We start from the raw sequence: 21,186 nt of genomic DNA, 5'->3' as shown, positions 1-21,186 counted from the left end.
GGGAGAAGACAGAACATGGGATTTTTCGGACGCGGTCGACGTGCTGCCGCCGAAGAGCATGCGAAGTCGGGAGAGGTGGGAACGTTCCGCTCCCCCCACTCGCCGGAGGACACCGTCCGCATCGTCCACGCGGGCCTCATCGACCAGTTGTCGCACCCGTCGATGGAGGTCACCGGACCCGGACTCATGGAGTCCATCCATCTGATCAGGTGTGATTCAACCGGAATCACTGTGGGTGCCGGAAATTCGGTCGACACCTACTTCACGTTCTTCGTCGATCTGTCCGTCGTATCCGGAGCGACCGAGGGCCACGCCTACTTCGACCGCCCCGTGCGGTCGGTGAAGCGATGGATGGGCAACACCCTCGGGATCCGCAATGGCGTACAGATGGCTCTTGAAGGATCCGGCGTGCGGATCACCCATTGGGACCGCGGGTTCTGAGGGAACGAAGGCAACCCCAGGGCTCGACCACGCGGCAGGCCCCCACCCCGTCGGCATCGGGGTGGGGGCCTGCCGCGCGCCCGGCCGCATCGGCGCCGACAACAGCGTGCCGGCCGCGCGGTACGCGCGGCTCGGGTGCAGGGCGCGCCGGGCCGGTCGGCGCGAGGGGCTCCGCGCTCGGCCATGGGCGCCGGCCCCGTAGTGGACCTGCCGGACAGCTGCGCGTTCCTTCCGAATCCATTCCTCAGGAGCGGGTGATGTGTGACCCGGACGGATTCACTTCCTGCTCAGCGCCTCCGCGTACTCGGTGAGTTCCGTTTCCTGGTCCCGGGTCAGATGCCGGATCTCCCAGATCAGCGAGGCGGTGTCGACCACCTCGGGCGCGGGTTCCGGAAGGTCGCCCGGCGGGCGGATTCCGGTCAGGGCGGCCAGCACGGCGACGGGTATGCCGAGCGTCGCCGCGACGCCGTCGACGATCTGCGGATCGAGCTGCTTGGCGCCTCGTCCCACCGCGCCGATGGTCGAGGCCGCCTTGCACACGCCCGACATGAGGCACATGGCCTTGGCCGTCCCCGACCAGCTCAGGTTACGGAGCGCGAGCATCCGAAGGAGGAGCGAGCCGAAGCCCGGTGGATACTGCTCGTGCGGTCGGGGCTGCCGAGGAGCGAGTGTTCCCGCCGGCGCGGTCAGGGAGCGAGCACGGGTGCGCAGCAGCTGCCTGTCGGACGCGGTCAGGGCGAGGGAGCGTGAAACCAAGGAACTGGAAGCGCCGGCCGTCTCGTCGAAGAGCCACGCGGTCGCGGGTACGGGGAGATCCGCGATCAGCAGGAGGTCGTGGACGCGGAGCCCGGTTCGCCGCGCGAGTTCGTCGAGGAACGCAGCGGTCGGAGGCCATGCGGGTGTCAGACCGACTGCGCTCGCGAGGCGCGCCAGACGTACGTCGGGTTCGGGAAAGTTCGAGGGTTCCATGACCGCCACGACTGGTAGGGGGTGTGGGGCGGGCCGCTCCGGCCGAGCCGGCCCAGGTACGTCAGGTACGTCAGGTGCGTTCGGTCTCTCAGCCGCGGAGGGACATCAAGGATGGCTTCCCGGGCTTGCGGCCTTCCGGCTCGCGCCGCTGCTGCGCGGGTGTCCGAGAGCCGTCTTCGGCTACCTCGCGTACGCCGCCAGGAACATCGCCAGCAGGCCGTCCACCGCGTACTCGTCGATGGGGAGGTCCGTCACGAGCCAGCGGTAGTACAGCGTCCCGCTCAATACTTCGGCGGCGTACGTCAGGTCCGCGTCCGGGTCCAGCTCGCCGGTCTGCTGGGCGAGGGTGATGCGGTCGAGGGTGCTCTGCTCCACGGTGCGCAGGAACCGCGCGTGCAGGGTTGCCCGTAGTGCCGGGTCCGCTTGTGCCTCCGCGATGACCGCGCGGTAGAGGGGGCCGATCGGAGGCTCGGAGAGGGCGGAGGCCGAGCGGAGGAACTGTTCGCGCAGGTCGGCGCGGACGTCGCCGGTGTCGCGGTAGTCCAGGCCCTGGGTCCAGACGCGGTTGAGTGCATCGAGGAGCAGGGCCGACTTGGACGGCCAGCGCCGGTAGAGCGTGTGCTTGCCCACGCCTGCCCGGCGGGCGAGTGCCTCGAAGCTCAGCCCTGCGAAACCGACTTCGGCTCCGAGTTCGAGTGTCGTGCGGAGCAGTTCGTCGGTGCGTGCGGTGCCACGGCGTCGCGGGGGAGCCTCCTCGTCCGTCATGGCCCCGACTATATCGGCACGCCATGTGCCGTTGACATGGACTACCGGGGCGCCCATGATGATCCATGATCGGCACGGCACGGTCCGTGCCGATATCCCTCGTCGAACCTCGGGGCATTTCGTCGGCGGGGCAGGGGGACGTCAACGGTGAACGGGGTGGGGGATGGCCATGTACGTGGTTCGAAGGACCGTCCGTGGTGCGGTGGGTGCGTTCCTGGCGCTACCGGTCGGCCTGGCGGGGGTGCTCCTGGTTCTCCTGGGGCAGCGGGGGCGGGCAGCACGGGTGCAGGGTTGGCTGTCGGGTGTCTCGGGGTGGACGGCCGGCAGGGTGTTGGGGCGGGCGGCAATGAGCCTGCCGCTGGACCTGGCGGCATTCGTGCTGATCGGCTACTCGCTGTTCAACTCCGTCCGGAACTTCGCCTATCCGGTCTGGTACTACGACACCGACTACCACCAGGCATGGGGCGGCCCGACGATGGCGGGTGTATGGGCGGTGCACGCGTTCGGCTGGCTGCTGTGCCTGGCGATCCTGCTGTACTGGCCGGTGCGATGGCTGGCGAGAGGCCAAAAGGCGGTCGAGCGCAGGGTGACGGGCAGCCGGACACCCAGGGAGACCACGCCCAAGGGAACAGAACAGCGGCTTGCCTCCTGACTGCGGCAGGCGAGGGATCCAGCTGCACTTCTACGCGGGCTCCCTCGCCCGTTTCACCACGTTTCGCGAGGACGACGGAAACCTCGGACCCGGAGTACGGGGTCGTTCGAGCACGCCGCGCCGCCGGCTCACCGCGCTGAAGCCCCGGCGGCAACCGCCGCGCAAGCCGTCGGAAGAACCACGCCGGGTGGGCGCCTGACGTACCGTCGCGGGCCACTAGCCACCGCCGGCGGCGAGCGCGGCAGGTCCGACGGCAAGCCCCGGCAGCAAGCCCCGAGGCCGGCGGCCCGGAGGCCCGGAGCAGGCCACCACGGCACTCCGGCCGTCGGCCGACAGGCTCCCACCCACCCTCCGGCTCGATCGAGTGTCTCCGTACGACCTCGGTGAACGCACGGCCGCACGGCCGCACGGCCACCGGGGCCACCCGGGTGCGCCCCTGGGGGAGGCGTGCGCCGGCGACGTCAGGCGGGCTGTGGGGTGAGGCGCTTGAGTCCCTTGCGGTCGTAGTAGGCGGTCATGGCGAACCCGAAGAGCAGGGCCAAGGCAGTGCCGATCGCGATCATGATCCAGGAGCGGGTCAGGCCGGCGTCGCCACGGGCGTCGAAGTAGAGGATGGCGCGCACGCCGTCGCTGAGCTGGCGCATCGGTTCGAAGTGCGACAGGAACCGGTAGAAGGCCGGCACCGCCTGGAGCGGCACGGTGGCACCCGAGGACGGCAGGCCCAGCACGATGAACACGAACATGGACACCAGCTGGCCGATCCCGCCGAACGCGGCGTTGATGGCCTGCACGCCCAGGCCGACGGCCAGGGCCGCGCAGTAGGAGTAGATCCACAGCAGCGGCAGGTGGGACGCGTCCATCCCGAGGACGACGACGCAGGCCAGCATCACCAGACCGGTGCTGACCAGGGTGATGCCGGCGGTCATCACCATCTTGAGGAGCAGCGTCTGGGTCCGGTCGATCGGCACGGTCGGGCGGCGCGTGTGCCAGGGGCCGATCTCGTTGTCGGCGTAGCCGAGGGCGGTGTCGACGCCGTTGCTGATCACGTTGCCGCCCATGAACCCGGCCAGCACCAGCAGCAGCGTGTAGTAGAAGGCCGTCAGGCCGAGTCCGCTGTGGGTGCCGATGGGGTGGCCGACCTGGGTGACGATCTCGACGGGATCGGCGAGCAGCAGTTTCGTCGTGGGGTTCACCCGGTCGCCCGTGGCCGCGGTGAGCTGCCGGCCGACGTTCTGGGAGGCAGTGTGGGCCGCCCGGGTGGTGATCTGGCCGGCGAGGGAGGAACCGAGGCTTCCCTTGCCGGGGTTGGTGAGCACGGTGATGATCGGCCGTCCCGTGGCCCCGGGTGTCGTGAGCGCGGTGACGGAGTCCGTGAAACCGGAAGGGATCACCAGGGCGCCGTAGATCTTGCCGGAGTCGAGCTGGTCCTGGGCCTGGGCACGGGTGACCGTGCGCCAGTCGGCCTTGCCGCCCGCGGTATCGGCGGCGATGGCGGCCGTGATCTGCGCACCGAAGTTCTGCTGCTGTCCGGCCGGCGGTTTGCCGATGTCGTCGTTGACGAGGGCGATGGGCAGGTCGCGGAGGTCCGCGTTGGGATTCACGATGCCGCCCATGTAGAGGAGCGACAGCAGCAGGGCGAGCAGGCCGGTCAGGATCGTGGGGATCAGCCATAGCTGCGGACGGCGCAACAGGGCAGCGGCAGTGGCTTCGGGGGCGGCGGGCTCGGACATGGCTCTCCGTGACGTTCCGGCGGGCGGGATCGGACATCAGGATGGGCCCCGAACCGGCCAAGCCCGCTGTACGCCTCGCACACCTCCCCCCGTTGCACCCACACGGTCCGGCGCGAATGTTCCCCAGCCGGAACCTCCACGGCCGGGAGGCCGAGGCCTGCCGCTGCCGGTGGCCCGCTGCACCCATCGCGTGAAGTGGTCACGGGCCGTGAGAGGGCCGCGGGGCGGTGGGCGCCGAGCACACGGTTGTTGTCGGTACGAGAGCCGTGAAGAGGTCACGCCCGGCCGCCGGGTCTCCCGCGTGGCCTGCGGCGCGACCCCTTCCGCCGCGCGGCACGTCCCGTTTGCTTTGGGGGTTCGCTCCGACCTAATATCGTCATCATGACGATAATCGCTCGGTGGTCCCCGCTCCCGGCGGGCGCTGCCTCCAGGGGCCTCAAGTCCCTCCATGGATGCGACGCGCACGCGTACGTGGCCCACAGTTCCGCCCTTCACCCCGAAGGGCTGCCCGTTCCGGGCGGTCGGGCCCGCGGCCACCGTGGTGTCGGCGATGCCCTGAGGACGGAGAAGTGAGCATGTTCGGAATGCCGGTAAACCCCTTTGAGCTCTCCGAGGAAGCACTGAGTCGCATATCTGCCGACGACTCATGGGCCCCGATCGAGTCGGAGATCCCGAACGTCGATGCCAGGTTGATTCGCCACTTCCTCACTCCCACTGAAGTGGAGGTGTTCGCGGCCGAACTGGCGGCCCAACGCTTTGTGCCGTTGGGTCGAGACGGCGTTGCCGCCAACTACAGGGAGGGAGACCCGGTCGGTCACTTCCGCGCCACGGCCGACTCCGAAACCCTGGCGGCAGAGTTCTACCGCAGGCTGCGGACGTTTCTGTCGGTTGAAGCGGGACCGGACCGGACGGCGGACGCGGACGGAAGGGCCTGGGCGCCGGCGGCCGTCAATCCGCGCATGCGCTTCATCACGTACGAACGCGGCGGACTTCTCGTCCCCCACTACGATTCCCCCTACTTCGCCCCCGACGGAAGGCGAACCCTCCTGACGGTCGTCGTCTACCTGTCGTACGAGGCGGTGGGCGGAGAAACACGGTTCATCGCCGACAAGCAGAACGATCTTCCCTTCGCGCAACGCGACTTCTCGGATTGGACCCGGCCCGCAGAGCCTGAGGACATACTGGGCGTCCACCGCCCCGAACCGGGCGATGTGCTCCTCTTCCGGCATCGGACGCTCCACGACTCGGCCCCGATTCTTGAGGGCACGAAGACAATTCTCAGAACCGATGTGCTCTACGAGCCCGTGGATGTGCCGTGAGCAGCACCGAGGCAATCGGGGTGCCAGGGGCCATACCGTAAAAGATCTTGGCTCAGGGTGCGGAGAAGTCCGAAGAGCCGGCCGGCGCTCAGCTGGTGGTTCGTGGGGTTGGCGGGGCCCGGGCGAAGTTGGCGAGCCCGAGGCAGTCGTGGTCCACCCAGGCGATTGGACGGCCGTCTGCGTGATTCACCAGTGCTTCGGCACTCCGGTGAACTCCGGCGGGACCTTTCTGAAGCAGGACGTCGCCGAAGTCGACGAAGAGAAGTTCTGGAGGGCCGCGGACCGGAGCACCTGACCGGTCGGCGTCGTCTGCTGGAAGGATGCTGGGATGACCGACCACCGTGATGCCGTCCTTCGCCTGTGGGGTCGCCGGCTCTACGAGCGTCAGAGCGAGCCGCTCACCTGGGCGGAGGCGGTCCTGGAGGCCACCGGTCGCCCGCCGACCGACGTCACTGCGGCGATGTCCGGCCGCCTCGACGCCCTCGCCGATTCCCCATCGGACCGCGCATGGCTGCTGTTCCGTACGGTCGCCAAGCTTGCCGCGAACCTGCGCGGCGACGGCCGGTACGACGCGGACGTCGGCACCCGAATCGGCCCACTGGCCCTGTCGCTGGGCGAGCTCGAACCATCGCTCGCCGGCCCGCTCGGGGACGCACTCGGCCACCCGCCGGACGGGCCGACATCCCTCGTCACCGTCCACGCCGCCGAGTTGAGCGGGAACCGCACGATCCGGCTGCGGGCGATCGATGCCCTGCTGGAGTGGGCCGAGCTCGGCCATCCCCAGGCACGCGCGGCCCTGTCCGCGGTCGCCTCCGACCACCGGACGCAGGACGTCACCGTCTGGACCAAGGCACTCAACCGGATCGCCCTGTTCGGCGACGCGAGCATCGAACCGAGCCTCCTGCGCGCGCTCGCCGACACCGGGCACCGCGGGGTGCGATGGTCGGCGCTCGCCTGCGGCGAACTCGGCTTCCGCCGGGCCGTTCCGCTGATCACCGCCCTGCTGGAGCACCCCGATCCGATGGTCCGCGAGGGTGCCTGCGAGGCGCTCGGACTCCTTCGGGAACCGGCCGCCGTGCCCGCGCTGGCAACCCTGCTGAACGACGCGACCACCTGGGTACGCAGCAGCGCCGCCGTGGCGCTCGGCCACATCGGCGGCGACCGGGCACTCGCCGCCCTCTGGCAGGCAATGACGGAACGCCGGAACCCGAAGGCCGGTCATCTCGCCTCCGCGATCGCCACCTTCGGTCCGCCGGTGGTGGACGACCTGATCGCCCTCACCACCGATCCCGACCCGGACCTGCGAGCACTGGCCTGCCGTGCTCTCGGCTCCACCGCCGACGACCGGGCCCTGCCGGCATTGGAACACCTCGCCGCCCACGACCTCACCAGAACCACCCTCGGCGGCCTCGTGGCAACCGCGGCCAAGCAGGGGCTGCGGACCGCGCACCGCATTCGCGCGCGCACCGTATCGCCCTGAGCTCGCCGCCCAGAGCTCGTCGCTCGCCGCTCGTCCCTCGTCGCGATGATGGAGTCACCTGCCCACGAGCGGCCGGTCTGTTGGAAGCGCGGCTCCGAATCGGTGCTTTCCGGAGCGCAGGTCCCCGCCCTTCGTGTCCCACTGGGGTTCGCGTGCAACGCGGCCGTCTCCGGGCGTGGCTGCTGCTGTTCGGCGTGTGCTGGATGTGTCCCTACGAGGTGACGGACAGGGTGGTGATCGCGAGGGTGAGCAGTACGAGGGGTGCGGAGACCAGGCACGCGAGGGTGGCGGCGATGATGGCCGGTGTCCGGTATTCGCGGGGGTCGGCGAAGTTCGCGCAGATCAACAGAGGGGCCGAGGAAAGAAACGCCCAGGTTCCTTCGAGGACGCCGACGACTGACCATCCGAGGACCAGGACGGCGACGATGACGCTGGAGGTCATGAACCACGCGCGGTCCCGGCGGAGTGTCAGTGGTATGCCGAGGAGCAGAGCGGGGACCGTGAGGCGGAAGATCGACCCGCCATTGAGCGCGGCCGTGACTGCGCACGGCAGCGGGAGCATCAGGGCTGCCAGCGCGATTCCTGTCTGCCAAGGGTGAGCAGCGGGCCTTCGTGTACCACTGCCCGGCTCTTTGTACGGCGTGGTGTGCGTGTCGACTGCCACAGGGCCCCCGGTCGCCTCTCGGATTTGAACACGTTCATTCTATGGCGTGTTCCTGCCCCGTGTCGCCCTTGTGGCGACCCGGGTGCCCCCCGGTGGCCACCTCGGGGCGGAGCGACTCGCTCCGCCCACGCGTAGGGCGGGTCCGCGGCGCCGTGATGACGAGTCGGCGCCGGGTCCCATGCCCCCTCGATGGCGCGACGTAGCCGTGCGCCGGAAGGCTGGAGCTGCGCAGGTGGGGTACCTGGATCAGTGCCCAGGGCTCCCGCAGGTGGAGCGGGTACCGACCACCCTGCGTGCAATGCGCGCATAGGCGATGGGAGTTGTGCATATGTCCAGTTCGGAAGCTCTGCTACGGCTGACGGTCGCGGCCTTGATGTATGCGACGGGGGAGTCGCAGGCCGACCTCGCGCGGGGCCTGAAGCTGAGTCAGGGCCAGGTGTCGCGCCGGCAGTCGGGGGAGTCCCATGGGCCGTCGTGGACGCTGGCCGACCTCGACCGACTGTCCGCCCACCACGGGATCCCGGTGTCCGACCTGTTCCGCAGCGTCTCCGGATTGACCCCGAGATCGGCGGCGACCGACCTGATCGTCGCTCCCGGCCGCGACTCGTACAGCGCGACCGCGTCCGCCTTGAACTCCGGCGGGTAGTTCTTCATGACCACGAGATGTCCGTTCTCAGATCCTCAGGATCCAGTGTCTCGTGTGTTCAGGATTCGGGGTCAAGGCCCGATCACGCGGTGAAATGCCTCCCCGCCCGCCGCCGCGCGGCTACGGTCGGTGGACTGCAGACCACGATCACCCCGTAGGAAGACCCCGGGTATCGCCGCACCACGACCCCGTTCTCGTCGATCGGCCAGGCCGAGCTGTCGTTCTTGGTGCCGAAGTAGTACGCCTGCACCCCCCCCGTAACGGGAGCTGAGATCTGCACTCAAGCGCAGGACTGCGTCACTTCTGTTGGCGTTGCACGGATCGCACCACGGGCCGATCACGAGAGTCCATCCCTCGATCTCAGGGCCTACATACACCCGGGCCAGTCCATCTAAATTGTCCAGAGCCTCTCCGTGGCCGTCCTCGTCGATGATGGCCTCGGTGAACGTCACGGGTAACGGCCGGGTGAGGCCCACGGACGCAATGACTCCCGCTTGGTCCCCGGGCGGTACGGCAATCCAGCGGAGCCAACAAGTCGACAGCGGTCTTGGCTGGTCATCCGTCGCGATGATCACGGCCACAGCCTGCCACTCGGGGCCTGCCCGTTCGAAACGGGACGTTGAACGACAAGCTGAGTGGCGGACACCGAACCCGGCGCCTCGTCACCAACGCCAACCAGAGGAGGGACGGGAGCGGCCCCAAGGCGGGCGGGACATATCAGGTGGGGTCCCAGCCTCACAACCGTGGACGCCCATGCGGTGACGGCTCCGAGCGGACGGCGACGGGGACGGTCGCGCCGGCCGGCGGGCTGGTGGGCTGGTCTGTGATGTGGGCCGACGCCCGGCCCAGGGGGTTTCTGGGCCGGGCGTCGGTTTGTGTGGGGTGGTTGTGGGTGGGACGTTGGTCAGCCGAGGGTGAGGAACGTCTTCCAGTCGTCTTCCTCGACACGCCAGCCCACGTCGATGGCCGTGCGGCCTCCGTGGTAGCGGTGCAGCGTGCCGTCGTTCTTCGTGAGGTAGAGGTCGGGGATGCCGTCTCCATTCACGTCGGGCGCGCCGCGCAGGAGGGGCCAGGTGGTGCTGTCCCAGCCAGTTGTGCCGTAGGGGAGGTCCTTGCCGTCGGCGGAGTTGACGGCGAGGGCCAGGGAGTTGATGTCGGCGCCGCCGCTCGTGCCGGGCTTGCCGCGGCGCAGGGCCAGACCCCGGTTGGGGTCGGCGTCGTCGCGGAAGGTGAGGTCGGGTACCCCATCACCACTGACGTCGCGGACGTCGATGATGTCGCGTTTGGTCCAGCTGGTCGCGGAGAGCTGGCGTGCTTCGGTGATGGATGCACCCGTGTAGCCGGTGAGGACCCACAGGGTGTCACCGGCGGTGGCGAAGATGTCCTCGGCGTTGTCGCCGTTCATGTCGGGGACGACGACGATCTGGGTGAGGGTGGCCGGATTGGGTGCGCCCGCGGGAAGGAGGATCTCGGTGCGGCGGCTGATGTCGAAGCGGCCGTTGCCGTCGCCCTGGTACACGTACAACTTGCCGTCGGGCATGCGGGCGACGAGGTCGGTGATGCCGTCGCCCGGGTACCAGTCGTTGGAGTGCCCGATGAGGGCGGTCCTTCCGCTCGGGTCCTTCCAGTACCCGGCCGGTGCGGGCTTGCCGTTGTCGACGGCGGCGGGCATCCAGGCGTCCACGTCGCCTGTGGCATCGGCCGGGTACACGCGCAGGTCACCGGCGCCGTCGATGGCGAGGAGGTCGGCGTTCTTGTCGCCGGTGACATCGCCGGGGCCGTCGAGGCCGGGCTTGGGCCGGACATAGAAGGTGTAGGTGAACGGATCGGAGAAGTTCCCGGCCTTGTTGACGATCCGTACGTAGAACAGGTTCGGGCCGGCGTTGTCGGGGTTGACGTCCACGGTGACGGTGTCCTGGCCCGCGGCCGGAACGGCCTTCTGGTCGTAGACGGGATGGTTGAGCGACCACTGGAACTCGCGGATGTCGGCGGGGTTGGTGCCGCCGGCTATGACGGTGATCTTGCCGGGGCCGAGGGTGTTCTTGCTCCATTCGGCGCCATCGGGGCCGGGGGCGGGGAAGTCCTCGGAGCGGATCGTCGGGGCTGTGGGCTGGGTGTGGTCGACGGTGAAGGCACACCATCCGCCGCCGCCGGAGTCCAGGGGCCCGCTGCCCGACCACTGGCCGTCCCAGTCGACGGCCTGGGCCAGCCAGTAGTAGGTGACACCGGGGGTGAACTTCTCCCACCCGACCTTCACCGAGGCGACGCCGTCGCTGTTGGTGTCCCCGTAGGCGTCGACGGCGGAGCCGCTGGACGACCAGGCGCGGAAGTTCAGGTGCCGCAGGTTGCCGTCGCCGTCCGACGCCTTGGCCTGGAAGGTCACGTCCGACTTGCCGATCTTCACGATCGGGGGCTGCGTCGAGCACTCGCCGCCGGGTGAGGTGGACATGTCGGCCTTGACCGGGGTGTTGGGCACCCGAGTGTACTCGACCTCGATGAACGGGGCGCTCTCGCCGTTGGCCTGGAACTTCTTCCAGTAACTGGGGTCGCTCTCGTTCGGGGAGCGCAGGCCCAGGGTGAGGTTTTGCCAGGCGCCACGGGCGCCCTCCTCGACCGTGGACTTGATGTCGATGCCGACCCAAGCGTCGGGGCAGGCGCTCTTGGCCCCGTGATTGGTGGTCGCGCCAGCGATCCGCTTGCCCCAGAAGCCGCTGGTGTTGTTCCACGTGCTGGAACTGGTGATCAATGGAGTGTGGTAGACGTCGAACGGCCGCGCTTCACAGCCCCAGTTGTACGTCTGCAGGGCACGCAGGTGCGCCGAGCGGATCTGCGTCCCGTGGAGCTGGCTGCCGAAGTCGAAGATGAACGCCGACCGCGAGGTGCCGTACGTGGTGGTCTCGTAGCCGACGCGAGCCTCGGGGGTGCCGGAGCCGCTGTTGTAGTTCTGCCCGTTCCAGAAACTGGAGCCGCCCTCCGTCTTGTAGAGGGTGGTCCAGTTCTGCTTGTGGCCCTTGAAGGACGGGTCGATGAAGACGGGGTAGACGGTGTCCGCGTCGTTCAGCAGCTGCGTGCTCGGCTTGACGGTGAGGATGTTCTCGGGGGAGAGGTCCGCCCCCGCCGCCTTCGCGTGGTTGCCCTCCGCACCGTTGAGACCGGGCAACGCCAGCGTGGGGTGGGCCTTGGCCTCGGGAGCGGGTGCGGGGACGTTCTCGCCCTCGGTGATGGCGACCTTGCCCGCCGAGTCCCACATGTACGGGGTCGGGGAGCCCGCGACCTCTTCGCCCTTGGCGTCGCGGGCACTGACGGAGCGGGACTCCCCGTCGAGGTGGAAGGTCAGGTCCGGGGAGGAGAGCCGGTAGTTCAACTGGCCCAGCAGCGGGTCGCCGGCGGCCTGCTTGTCTTTGACGACCAGCACGTGCGTGTAGCCGCTGTCCTGAGCGGTCATCACCAGGTCGATGCCCGGCCGGACGTTCTCGTACAGTGCCCGTGAGCCCGAGACCACCGGCTCGGGAAGCGGCCCGGGCCAGCCCACGACCAGATCGCGACCGTCGAGATTGAGCCGTACGAGGTCACTCCACTGCGGCTCCGGACCGTCCGCCTTCACCACCACCGGACGCGCCAACGCGACACGGGAGACGCTGCGCGAGGCACGCTCACCACCCCCGTCCACGGGAGCCGGCTGGGCCTTGGTGCCCGCGCTGAACACCACGCGCCCGTTCACTGCCTTCGGCGCGAAACCGCCCTCCACCCGCTCCAGCGTCGTGTCGATGGGCTTCCACTGATCGCCGACCTTCGCACGCGTCGCCGCGTTCGACACCCGCATCTTGAACACGCCGTTGGGCTGAGCCCAGGTGGTGGTGTGCGCGGTCGTCTCCGAGGTGACCTCGACCTCGTGGCCGCTCTCCTTGGCCTGCTTGCGCGCCTCGGTTGCGGTCATCGGGCTCTGGGCCTGGTCGGCCTTGGGCGTGGGTCGGTTTTCCGCCGGCGTGGGTCGGTCGTCGTGGGTGAGGGCCACGGGCACGGCGACCGCCATCGCGAGCAGGGCGGTGACGCCCCCGAGGGCCCGGCGACGCCGGTACCACCTACGCGGAATGTCCGCGGCGTCACCCGGCTCCTTTTCAAAGGACAGTTGCGAATGCTCTTCCGAGGATTCGTTTTCGGACACGGTGATTTTCTCCCCCCTCGGGTGCGGTCTTTCGCCACCCCTGGGTGTTCGCAGGCAAATGCGCCCGGCAGCCGGGCAGCGCGAAGGACCGGCTCCCCGACCGGTGTTCGCGCATGGAATGTGCGAGCCGAGCATGACGCATCACGTGGTCGACGTCACCTGCGACAACACCCGCCATTAGCCCGCTACTAGGCTTTTGTCACAACCTATGCAGACGGCAAGTGATACATTCCACACCTGATAGCGGACTCTGGATTTCGTCCGCCGGAGACCGCAGAATCAGCGCACTATTTGTCAGTTCCCTGCCACACGTGTGTCATCACCGTGGGCAGAGCGTGGGGGGTCCACATGTCGCCGTTCTCGGCGCATCATTTTCGCCTGCCCGGAAACAGCAGGTCGCGCGATAAACGCGCGCGCCTTGCCGGGCGCACCGGCGTCACCGTCTCGGTGGCGCTGATCGCATCACTCCTGCCCCTACAGGCCTGGGCGGCGCCGCCGGGCTCCCGGGACGGCGTACAGCTGCCCGGTCTCCAGCAGGACATGAAGGCCAAGCTCGACAAGGTCGAGGCGGCCAAGCTCGAAGGCTGGGCCGGCGCTCCCGTCCAGCCGCCTGCCGAGTACGAACCGTCCAAGATCACACCTCCGGCCGGAGGGACGGCAAGTGTCACACTGTCCGGCGACCAACTGCTCCAGGCCGGCTCCTTGCCTGTAAGCATCGGCAAGGCCTCGCCGACCGCCGAGAACCCGACCCCTCCCACACCGTCGGGCACCTGGGCGGTCTCAGTCGAGACACGCGCCGCCACCGAAGCAGCCAAAGTCGACGGCGCACTGATCAAGGTGACTCCGCCGACCGAAGGTTCCACACCGGTGGATGTCCAACTGGACTACAAGAAGTTCAAGGACCTCTACGGCACCGAGTGGGCCACCCGCCTGGAGTTGAAGCAGCTCCCAGAGTGCTTTCTGACCACTCCGGATCTGCCTGAGTGCTCGGTCGCCCAGGACGTTCCCAGTGTCAACGACCCCGCCACCGGCACGGTGCGTGCGACCATCGACCCGGCCACTGCACCGAGCCAAGGCATGCGCACCATGGCGGGCGGTAGCGGCGGACCCACCGTCCTGGCCGCATCCGACGGCGCCGCCGGTGCGGGCGGAACCTACAAGGCCACATCCTTGTCTCCCTCAGGTTCATGGTCAGCGGGCGGCAGTGGCGGCGGCTTCTCCTGGTCGTACCCCCTGACGATTCCCGCCGCGGCTGCGGGACCCACGCCGACGGTTGGCTTCGGATATTCGTCGCAGGCAGTGGACGGCAAGACCTCCGTGGCCAACGGGCAGGCGTCCTGGATCGGCGACGGCTGGGGCTACGAGCCGGGTTTCATCGAACGCCGCTACCGCTCCTGCTCCGATGACCTCAAGGCCAGCCCAACCAAGCCGAACAACGACAACAGCACGGACAAGAAGAAGAACGACCTGTGCTGGGCCGGCGACAACGTCGTTATGTCCCTGGGCGGCTCCACGACCGAACTGGTCCACGACGCCACAACCGGCGCCTGGGTCCCCGCATCGGATGATGGTTCCCGGGTCGAACGCAAGGCGGACTCCGCTATCGCCAACGGGGCGAAGGACGGCGAGTACTGGGTCGTTACCACCCGGGACGGAACGCGCTACTTCTTCGGCCGCCACGACCTCGACGGCGTCGGCAGCCGACCCGTAACCAACTCCGTCCTCACCGCCCCGGTCTTCGGCAACCACCCCGGAGAACCCTGCTACCAGAATTCCTTCGCGGCCTCATCGTGCACTCAGGGCTGGCGCTGGAACCTCGACTACGTCGAGGACGTACATGCCAACGCCATGATCATCGACTGGGCCAAGGAGACCAACCGCTACGCCAAGAACGGTAAGTACAAGGAGCCGGTCTCCTACACCCGCGCGGGATATCCGACGCAGATCACCTACGGCCTGCGAAGCGACAACCTGTCCGGCGCACCGGCCGCCAAGGTCGAGTTCACCGTTGCCGAACGCTGCATCAAGGAAGGCATCACCCAGTGCTCGGATGTCGAATTCGAGGGCAACAACTACGGTGCCAAGCAGCCGTGGTGGGACACCCCCGCCACCCTGCACTGCAAGGCTGACGCCAAGGACTGCTACAGCGGCGCGCCCACCTTCTGGACCCGCAAGCGGCTGGCTGCGGTCACCACCTACGGCCAGCGCACCACGGGTTCCACCGCTCTGTCCCTGGTAGACCGGTGGACGCTCGCCCACTCGTTCCCGAGGCAGCGCACCGACACGCACCCGCCGCTGTGGCTTGAGTCGATCACCCGGACCGGTTTCGGCACCACCAAGGATGCTGCCGGCAACCAGGAGAGCATCGCGCTCCCGCCGGTCTCCTTCCTGCCCAACGTCCAGGACATGCCCAACCGTGTCGCGACCAGTGCCACCGACGCGACCCCCGACTTCGACCGTCTGCGCGTGGAGACAATCCGCTCGGAGACTGGCGGCGAGGTCTCCGTCGACTACTCCGCGCCCTGCCCTGTCGGTGGCACACATCCGAAGCCTGAGGAGAACACCACACGCTGCTTCCCCGTCCACTGGTCTCCGGACAGCGAGCTGGAGAAGCCGCCGCTGGAGTGGTTCAACAAATACGTCGTCGACAAGGTCACCGAGAAGGACCGAGTCGCCCGCCAGCCCGACGTCACGACCAGCTATACCTATGAGGGCGACGCGGCCTGGGCCAAGGACAGCGACGAGTTCACCAAGCCCGAACTGCGCACCTACAACGAATGGCGCGGCTACGCCAGCGTCGTGGTAAACAAGGGCGTCACCGCCAACGCGGGCAAGAGCGACGCGACCGAGCAGTCCCAAACCCGCACCCGCTACTTCCGGGGCATGTCCGGCGATGCCGGCCGCCCCAAGATCACGATCAAGGACTCCACCAACACCGAAGAACTCGGCGAGGACCGGCGTCATTACCAGGGCAACGCAGCCGAGAGCATCACCTACGCCAAGGCAGGCGGCACCGTCGTCTCCCGGGTACTGACCTGGCCATCAAGCCAGAAGACGGCAAGCCGACCCCGAGATGGGACCACTCCCCTAGAGGCTTTCCGAGGCGATGTCACGCGCACGGACGAGATCACCAGCGTCAGCGCCGGCAAGTCCCGCATGGTCCGAACCCGTAACACCTTCGACACCACCTACGGCCTACTCCTCACCACCCAGACCGAGGCCCTGGCCAACAGCGGAACCGGATGGACCTCCGTTGAACGGAGCTGCACTACCACCAGCTACGTACACAACCCCGGCCAGAATCTGATCGGCCTGCCTCATCGGGTCCGCACGACCCAAGGGGACTGCGTACAGAGCACGACCGGGTCCGTTCTCTCCGACTCCCGCACCTCCTACGATGCGCTGAACGCCTTCGGCGCCGCGCCGACCAAGGGGCTGGTCGTTCAGACCGACACCCTCGACGGGGCAGGGACCGGCTGGATCACCAACAGCCGCAGCGAGTACGACGCCCTCGGCCGCGCCACAAAGACGTACGACGCCGCTGGCAACTCATCGTCCACGACCTTCACCCCGGCAGCCGGTCCTGCGTTCACCGTGACGAAGACCAATGCCCTCGGGCACACCTCGAGCACCGCAGTCGACCCAGCCCGGGGCAGCCTACTGGAAGCCACCGACACCAACGGCCGCAAGGTCACAACCAGCTACGACAGCCTCGGACGCTCCACAGCAGTTTGGACACCCTCGCAAAAGCCCGCCATGGACAAGGCAGCCGTCACCTTCGGCTACCAGTTCTCCGAACACGAGGCCCCGGCTGTCACCAGCAGCACGCTGCAGGACGACGGCACCTACACCCAGACCGTCACGATCTACGACGGCCTTCTGAGGCCTCGCCAGACACAGTCCAAGGCAATGGGCGGGGGCCGACTGATCACGGACACGCTGTACAGCGCCAACGGGACAGCACGCCGTATCAACAGCGCCTACTACGCCGAAGGCGCACCGGCAAAGAAGATCTTCGTCCCGGACAGCGTCTTCCAGGTCCCAAGCTCGACCGAGACGGCCTACGACGGTCTCGGCCGCACCGTCCGAGCAACCACCCTCCACGCGGACGTGCCCCAGTACGCGGCCACCACCGAGTACGGAGGCGACTGGACCCGCACTCGCACCGCGCTGTCCCCTAACGGGATCACGCCCCTAGCGGGCAGCCGTACGGCGGAAACCTGGACGGATGCCCTCGGCCGTACCAACGAGGTTCGGCAGTACACCGCCGCCGATCTGACCACTTTTAACAAGACCACCTACACCTACGACAACCGCGGCAACCTGGCCAAGGTCACCGACCCCGCCGGGAACCAGTGGACCTACGGCTACGATGCCCGGGGCCACAAGACCAGCGCCACAGATCCGGATACGGGAACGTCCACCTTCGGGTTTAACAACCTCGACCAGCAGATCTGGGCCAAGGACTCCAGCGGCCGCAACCAGTACACAAAGTACGACGCTCTCGGACGCATCACTGAGCTGCGTGACAACGCGGCCGACGGTCCACTCGTCGCGTCCTTCACCTTCGACAGCCTTCCAGGCTCCAAGGGCCAGCCCGTCGCATCAACCCGCTACGAGGGTGGGGCGGCCTACTCCAGCGAGGTCACGGCCTACGACACCGAGTACCGGCCGACCGGATCTAAAATCACGATCCCGGACGTTCCGGCCACCAAGGGCCTGGCCGGAACCTACGCTTACGGCACCACCTACACTCCCACCGGCAAGGTCCAGTCTAGAACTCTCCCGGGCGCGCCGGGGGGCCTGGCAGTCGAAAAACTGGTCACCCGCTACAACGCCGACGGCATGGCCCAGAGCATGTCCGGCCTGAACTGGTACACCGCCGACATCAAGTACAGCCCCTTCGGTGAAGTCCTGCGTACCGCAACAGGCAACGCCCCGAATCGGGTGTGGACGACGACGCTCTACAACCAGAACACCGGGCAGGTTACCAACCAGATCAGCGACAGGGAGACCGGCGGCCCCAACCGCATCAGCAACGTCTCCTACGCGTACGACCCGGCCGGGAACGTCACCTCCATCACGGATTCCCAGCCTGGCGGTCGGGAGGACCGCCAGTGCTACACGTACGACCCGCTAGGACAGCTCACGCAGGCATGGACCGGTAAGACGGCGGCCTGCGCCGGCCCCAGCCTGGCCGACGTCACTCCCGGACCGGACGGTGACGGCTTCTGGCAGGAATACCTGTTCGACTCGATTGGCAATCGCTCCAAACTGATCAACCGCGACCTGACCAACGGTGCGCTTGACGACGAAACCACTTACACCTACGGCGTCACCATCGCTGGCAACGGCGCCCAGCCGCCGGTCAAGGTCCAGCCACACGCCCTGGCAAAGGCCGACAAGACCACCCGCACCCCGGGCTCCACAGTCAGTTCCCTCTCCACCTACGAGTACGACGCCTCCGGCAACACCAAAAGCCGGCGCATCGACGGTGATGCGCAGACGCTCACCTGGGACCGCCGCAACAAGATCACCTCGGCAAGCAGCCCGGGCATCGCAGCCGCGTCCATCACCGGCGCGTCCGGCAAGTGCGTAGACGTCGAATACGGCGGAACGTCTGACGGGACACCCGTCCAGATCTATCCCTGCAACGAGACAAAGGCCCAACAGTGGCGGCTGACGAACAACACTGTCCGTGCCTTGGACAAGTGCCTTAGCGCCAACGGCACGAAGCTCATCCTGGCCACCTGTGACGGCAGCGACAAGCAGAAGTTCGTCTACCGCGCTGGGGACAAGTCGCTCAACAACCCCGCTACTAACCAGTGCGTCGACGTCCCCAACAACGCCGCCGACGGCACCGACCTCCAGCTGTGGTCCTGCAACACCACCGGACCCCAGCAGTTCGCCTTCGACACCAGCACCACCTACATCTACGACGCCTCCGGCAACCGTCTGATCGAGGAAACCGGCAGTAGCCGTACCCTCTACCTCGGCGAAGCCGAGATCACCGTAAACAAGGCTGGCCAGGCACTCGATGCCGTCCGCTACTACAGTGGCCCGGGCGCCAACACCGTCCGCCGCACCAGCGGTAAGGCCGACAACCACCAACTCACCATCCAACTCTCCGACCACCACGGCACCGCAACCACCTCGGTGGAGCAGAGCACCGGCCAGGCCGTCACCCGCCGCAAGTCCGACCCCTATGGAAACCCCCGCGGCGCCCAGCCCAGCAATTGGCCTGGCAACCGCTCTTTCCTCGGCACCGGAGTCGATGACACCAACACCGGTCTGACCCACATCGGCGCTCGCGAGTACGAACCCACCACAGGGCGTTTCATATCCGTCGACCCAATCATCGACATCGCCGACCCGCTTCAGATGAACGGGTACACCTACTCCGCAGGCAACCCCGTCATGAACGCAGACCCTAGCGGCCTGCGCAGTGAAGAATGCGGAACGCTCTACAGCTGCGGCTCCAAGGGAACAATCACTTTCGGCAACACGAACGAGATCAAAGAACGGACCGGAGGCGGCGCCGAGCTCGCGAAAAACACCCATGTCAGTTACAACCGCGGGGACCCGACGTACTGGAAGCGTGTTTGGCTGAAGCCCACGTACTACGGAGGCAGTGCAGGCACCAACAGCGGAAGCAAGAGCACGAAGAACACGACGCGCTCGAAGGGCGGGACGCCGCAGGGTCACACAAAGACCGTGTGCAACCGGGCATCATGCACCAGTACCTGGGTCAACCAGCCGATGGGCAACGACCGAGACCTCGCAGCCGGATTCCTGGCAGGGGTTGCGGATGGGCTCACATTCGCATGCCAAGGATTCAAACTGTTCGGAGAGGTCGAATGCGCAGGCGACGCCATCCGCAAGGAGGCGGTCAACGAGCATGGAGTTGACGCCGGAACTGCCGCATTCGAGATGGGATATGCGGGCGGAGGGGCCGTTGCCTCGATTCCCCTTGGCCCAATCGCTGCAGAGTCCAGGGTCGCCCAATCCTTCGCCGCAGCAGCCTTGTGGCGTCGGGGGCAGAATCTCGGAGCGTACAGCGACCTGGAGGTCCCCATGACCAGAAAATCCGTGAAGAAATATGCCACTCTTGGAGGAGCAGACCTCTCTGGCGTAAAATGGAAGATCGTCAAGGATCCCGAACACGTAGGGAAGGATCTCTACGGCTGGACCAATCCCTCTAACGGTGACATACAGTTCTACGCCGACGCCTTCGGATCCCCGGAAACCCTGGTGCGAACAATCGGGCACGAGAGAACGCACGTAATGCAACTCGATCTATACGGTTATGGGGTTCGAGACTCCGAAACATCGAAGATTTACGAGCGCACAGCTTACGCCATCGAAGACAGCTTCGCATACTACTACAACTCGAACGGGAGTAAGGGTGCAAAGTAGCCGGGGAGAGTGGATGAAAGCACTCTCGAGGGTCATCGATGGAAAACCGAATACGACATGCCCGAATTGCGGTTTTTCGGATCTCCGACTGCGATACATCGGGGATCAGGATACCCGGATCGGGTATGCAGAATTTTGGTGCGATAACTGCCTGCACGGAATTTCCATCTCGCGGGCTCAGGCCAAGGCCGGATTTGACTTCCGAACCTTCGACGACCCTGCCGCAACCGAGGGGATCCCAGATTTCACTCAGGCAGGCTAAAAACGCAGACACCATAAACTAAAGGATAGATCCCAGAGAAGCCTTACCCCGATTTCGGGGTAAGGCTTCTATCGCAGGGCCGCACCAACCGGGCCCCCTCTTGCAGTAAAGCGAGCCTACACAGATGACATTGTGGGTAGAGACTCGTTCAAGGCAGTAGGGGTAAGGGCACTAATTTGCCTCGTTGGGCGGTCAGTCGCCCTCACGTCCCAGCCGATGTCCCGGGTCAGGCCCGCGCCTGAGTCCTCAGTGGCTCCCCAGCCGACATCGCCATATCCCCATCCGCCGAGGCTCATGACTGTCTCTTCCTGTCGTACGGGGGTTGTCCATGCCCCGTAGGAGCCGCGACTGTGTGTACGGCTCACCTGCTGTGTCACCCCTGTTTCTCCCACCTAAGGGCTGTCCCGTTACTGTCAGGAGGGGTGAGAGTCGGGCTCAGCCTTCCTAGTGGTCTGCTGCTGCGGCCCAGCGACGGATGTGTGGGTCGGGATGGACACCGGCGGATGTGAGTGTGCTTTCAATTAGTTCGTACAGGTGTGGCGGGTATGCCGCGCGGGAGGTAGGCAGGCCCAACAGGACACGGGGCCTTGACCCCGAATCCTGAACACGGTTTATGCGGCTGGTACCAGCGTAGTTGGTTGTGTTGCGAGTGCGGTTTCGTAGGCGATGGGGCTGCG

At 67.1% G+C, this 21,186-nt stretch carries 10 protein-coding genes and 1 pseudogene; 5 read left to right on the top strand and 6 right to left on the bottom strand.

Annotation, left to right across the window (positions count from 1 at the left end):
* Positions 1 to 15 precede the first annotated feature (15 nt).
* Positions 16 to 441 carry a hypothetical protein gene (locus tag ACZ58N_RS37315; RefSeq protein ID WP_471169591.1) on the top strand — a complete coding sequence of 142 codons (426 nt, stop codon included), beginning with the start codon at positions 16 to 18 and terminating at the stop codon, positions 439 to 441.
* Between the two features lie 276 nt (positions 442 to 717).
* On the opposite strand, the gene ACZ58N_RS37310 is transcribed toward ACZ58N_RS37315, so the two are convergent.
* Together ACZ58N_RS37310 and ACZ58N_RS37305 are read right to left on the bottom strand one after the other, a co-directional pair.
* Positions 718 to 1,419 carry a hypothetical protein gene (locus ACZ58N_RS37310; RefSeq protein WP_471169588.1) on the bottom strand — a complete coding sequence of 234 codons (702 nt, stop codon included), beginning with the start codon at positions 1,417 to 1,419 and terminating at the stop codon, positions 718 to 720.
* A 171-nt stretch (positions 1,420 to 1,590) separates the two neighbouring features.
* Positions 1,591 to 2,175, bottom strand: coding sequence for a TetR/AcrR family transcriptional regulator (locus ACZ58N_RS37305; RefSeq protein WP_471169586.1), 585 nt, complete (start codon positions 2,173 to 2,175; stop codon positions 1,591 to 1,593).
* Between the two features lie 169 nt (positions 2,176 to 2,344).
* On the opposite strand from ACZ58N_RS37305, the gene ACZ58N_RS37300 reads away from it, so the two are divergent.
* Positions 2,345 to 2,827 (top strand): hypothetical protein, encoded by a 483-nt coding sequence (locus ACZ58N_RS37300; RefSeq protein WP_471169583.1) that lies wholly within the window; start codon positions 2,345 to 2,347, stop codon positions 2,825 to 2,827.
* Positions 2,828 to 3,288: 461 nt separating this feature from the next.
* Here the strand turns inward: ACZ58N_RS37300 and ACZ58N_RS37295 are convergent, their stop codons facing one another.
* Positions 3,289 to 4,557 (bottom strand): YhgE/Pip domain-containing protein, encoded by a 1,269-nt coding sequence (locus tag ACZ58N_RS37295; RefSeq protein ID WP_471169581.1) that lies wholly within the window; start codon positions 4,555 to 4,557, stop codon positions 3,289 to 3,291.
* 575 nt (positions 4,558 to 5,132) lie between these two features.
* On the opposite strand from ACZ58N_RS37295, the gene ACZ58N_RS37290 reads away from it, so the two are divergent.
* A complete protein-coding gene (locus tag ACZ58N_RS37290) occupies positions 5,133 to 5,876 on the top strand; it encodes a 2OG-Fe(II) oxygenase (protein ID WP_471169686.1) in 744 nt (247 codons plus the stop codon).
* 328 nt (positions 5,877 to 6,204) lie between these two features.
* The gene (locus ACZ58N_RS37285) at positions 6,205 to 7,356 is read left to right on the top strand and encodes a HEAT repeat domain-containing protein (protein ID WP_471169579.1); all 1,152 of its coding nucleotides are present in this window, start codon (positions 6,205 to 6,207) and stop codon (positions 7,354 to 7,356) included.
* Between the two features lie 211 nt (positions 7,357 to 7,567).
* Here ACZ58N_RS37285 and ACZ58N_RS37280 read toward each other — a convergent pair whose 3' ends face one another.
* The 3 genes and pseudogenes from ACZ58N_RS37280 to ACZ58N_RS37270 form a co-directional block, all read right to left on the bottom strand.
* Entirely contained in the window at positions 7,568 to 7,798 is a 231-nt protein-coding gene (locus ACZ58N_RS37280) for a hypothetical protein (RefSeq protein WP_471169576.1), read from the bottom strand.
* 756 nt (positions 7,799 to 8,554) lie between these two features.
* Positions 8,555 to 8,680: pseudogene (locus tag ACZ58N_RS37275) on the bottom strand (transposase); the annotation flags it as partial.
* Between the two features lie 890 nt (positions 8,681 to 9,570).
* Complete coding sequence (locus tag ACZ58N_RS37270; protein WP_471169573.1) at positions 9,571 to 12,831, bottom strand: DNRLRE domain-containing protein; 3,261 nt, start codon at positions 12,829 to 12,831, stop codon at positions 9,571 to 9,573.
* Between the two features lie 348 nt (positions 12,832 to 13,179).
* Here ACZ58N_RS37270 and ACZ58N_RS37265 point away from each other — a divergent pair, with 348 nt between their 5' ends.
* Complete coding sequence (locus ACZ58N_RS37265; protein ID WP_471169570.1) at positions 13,180 to 20,247, top strand: ricin-type beta-trefoil lectin domain protein; 7,068 nt, start codon at positions 13,180 to 13,182, stop codon at positions 20,245 to 20,247.
* Positions 20,248 to 21,186 lie beyond the last annotated feature (939 nt).

The organism is Streptomyces sp. NPDC040432 (assembly GCF_055595445.1).
Note: the sequence above shows the minus strand (reverse complement) of the source record. Positions and strands in the feature narration are given on the sequence as shown.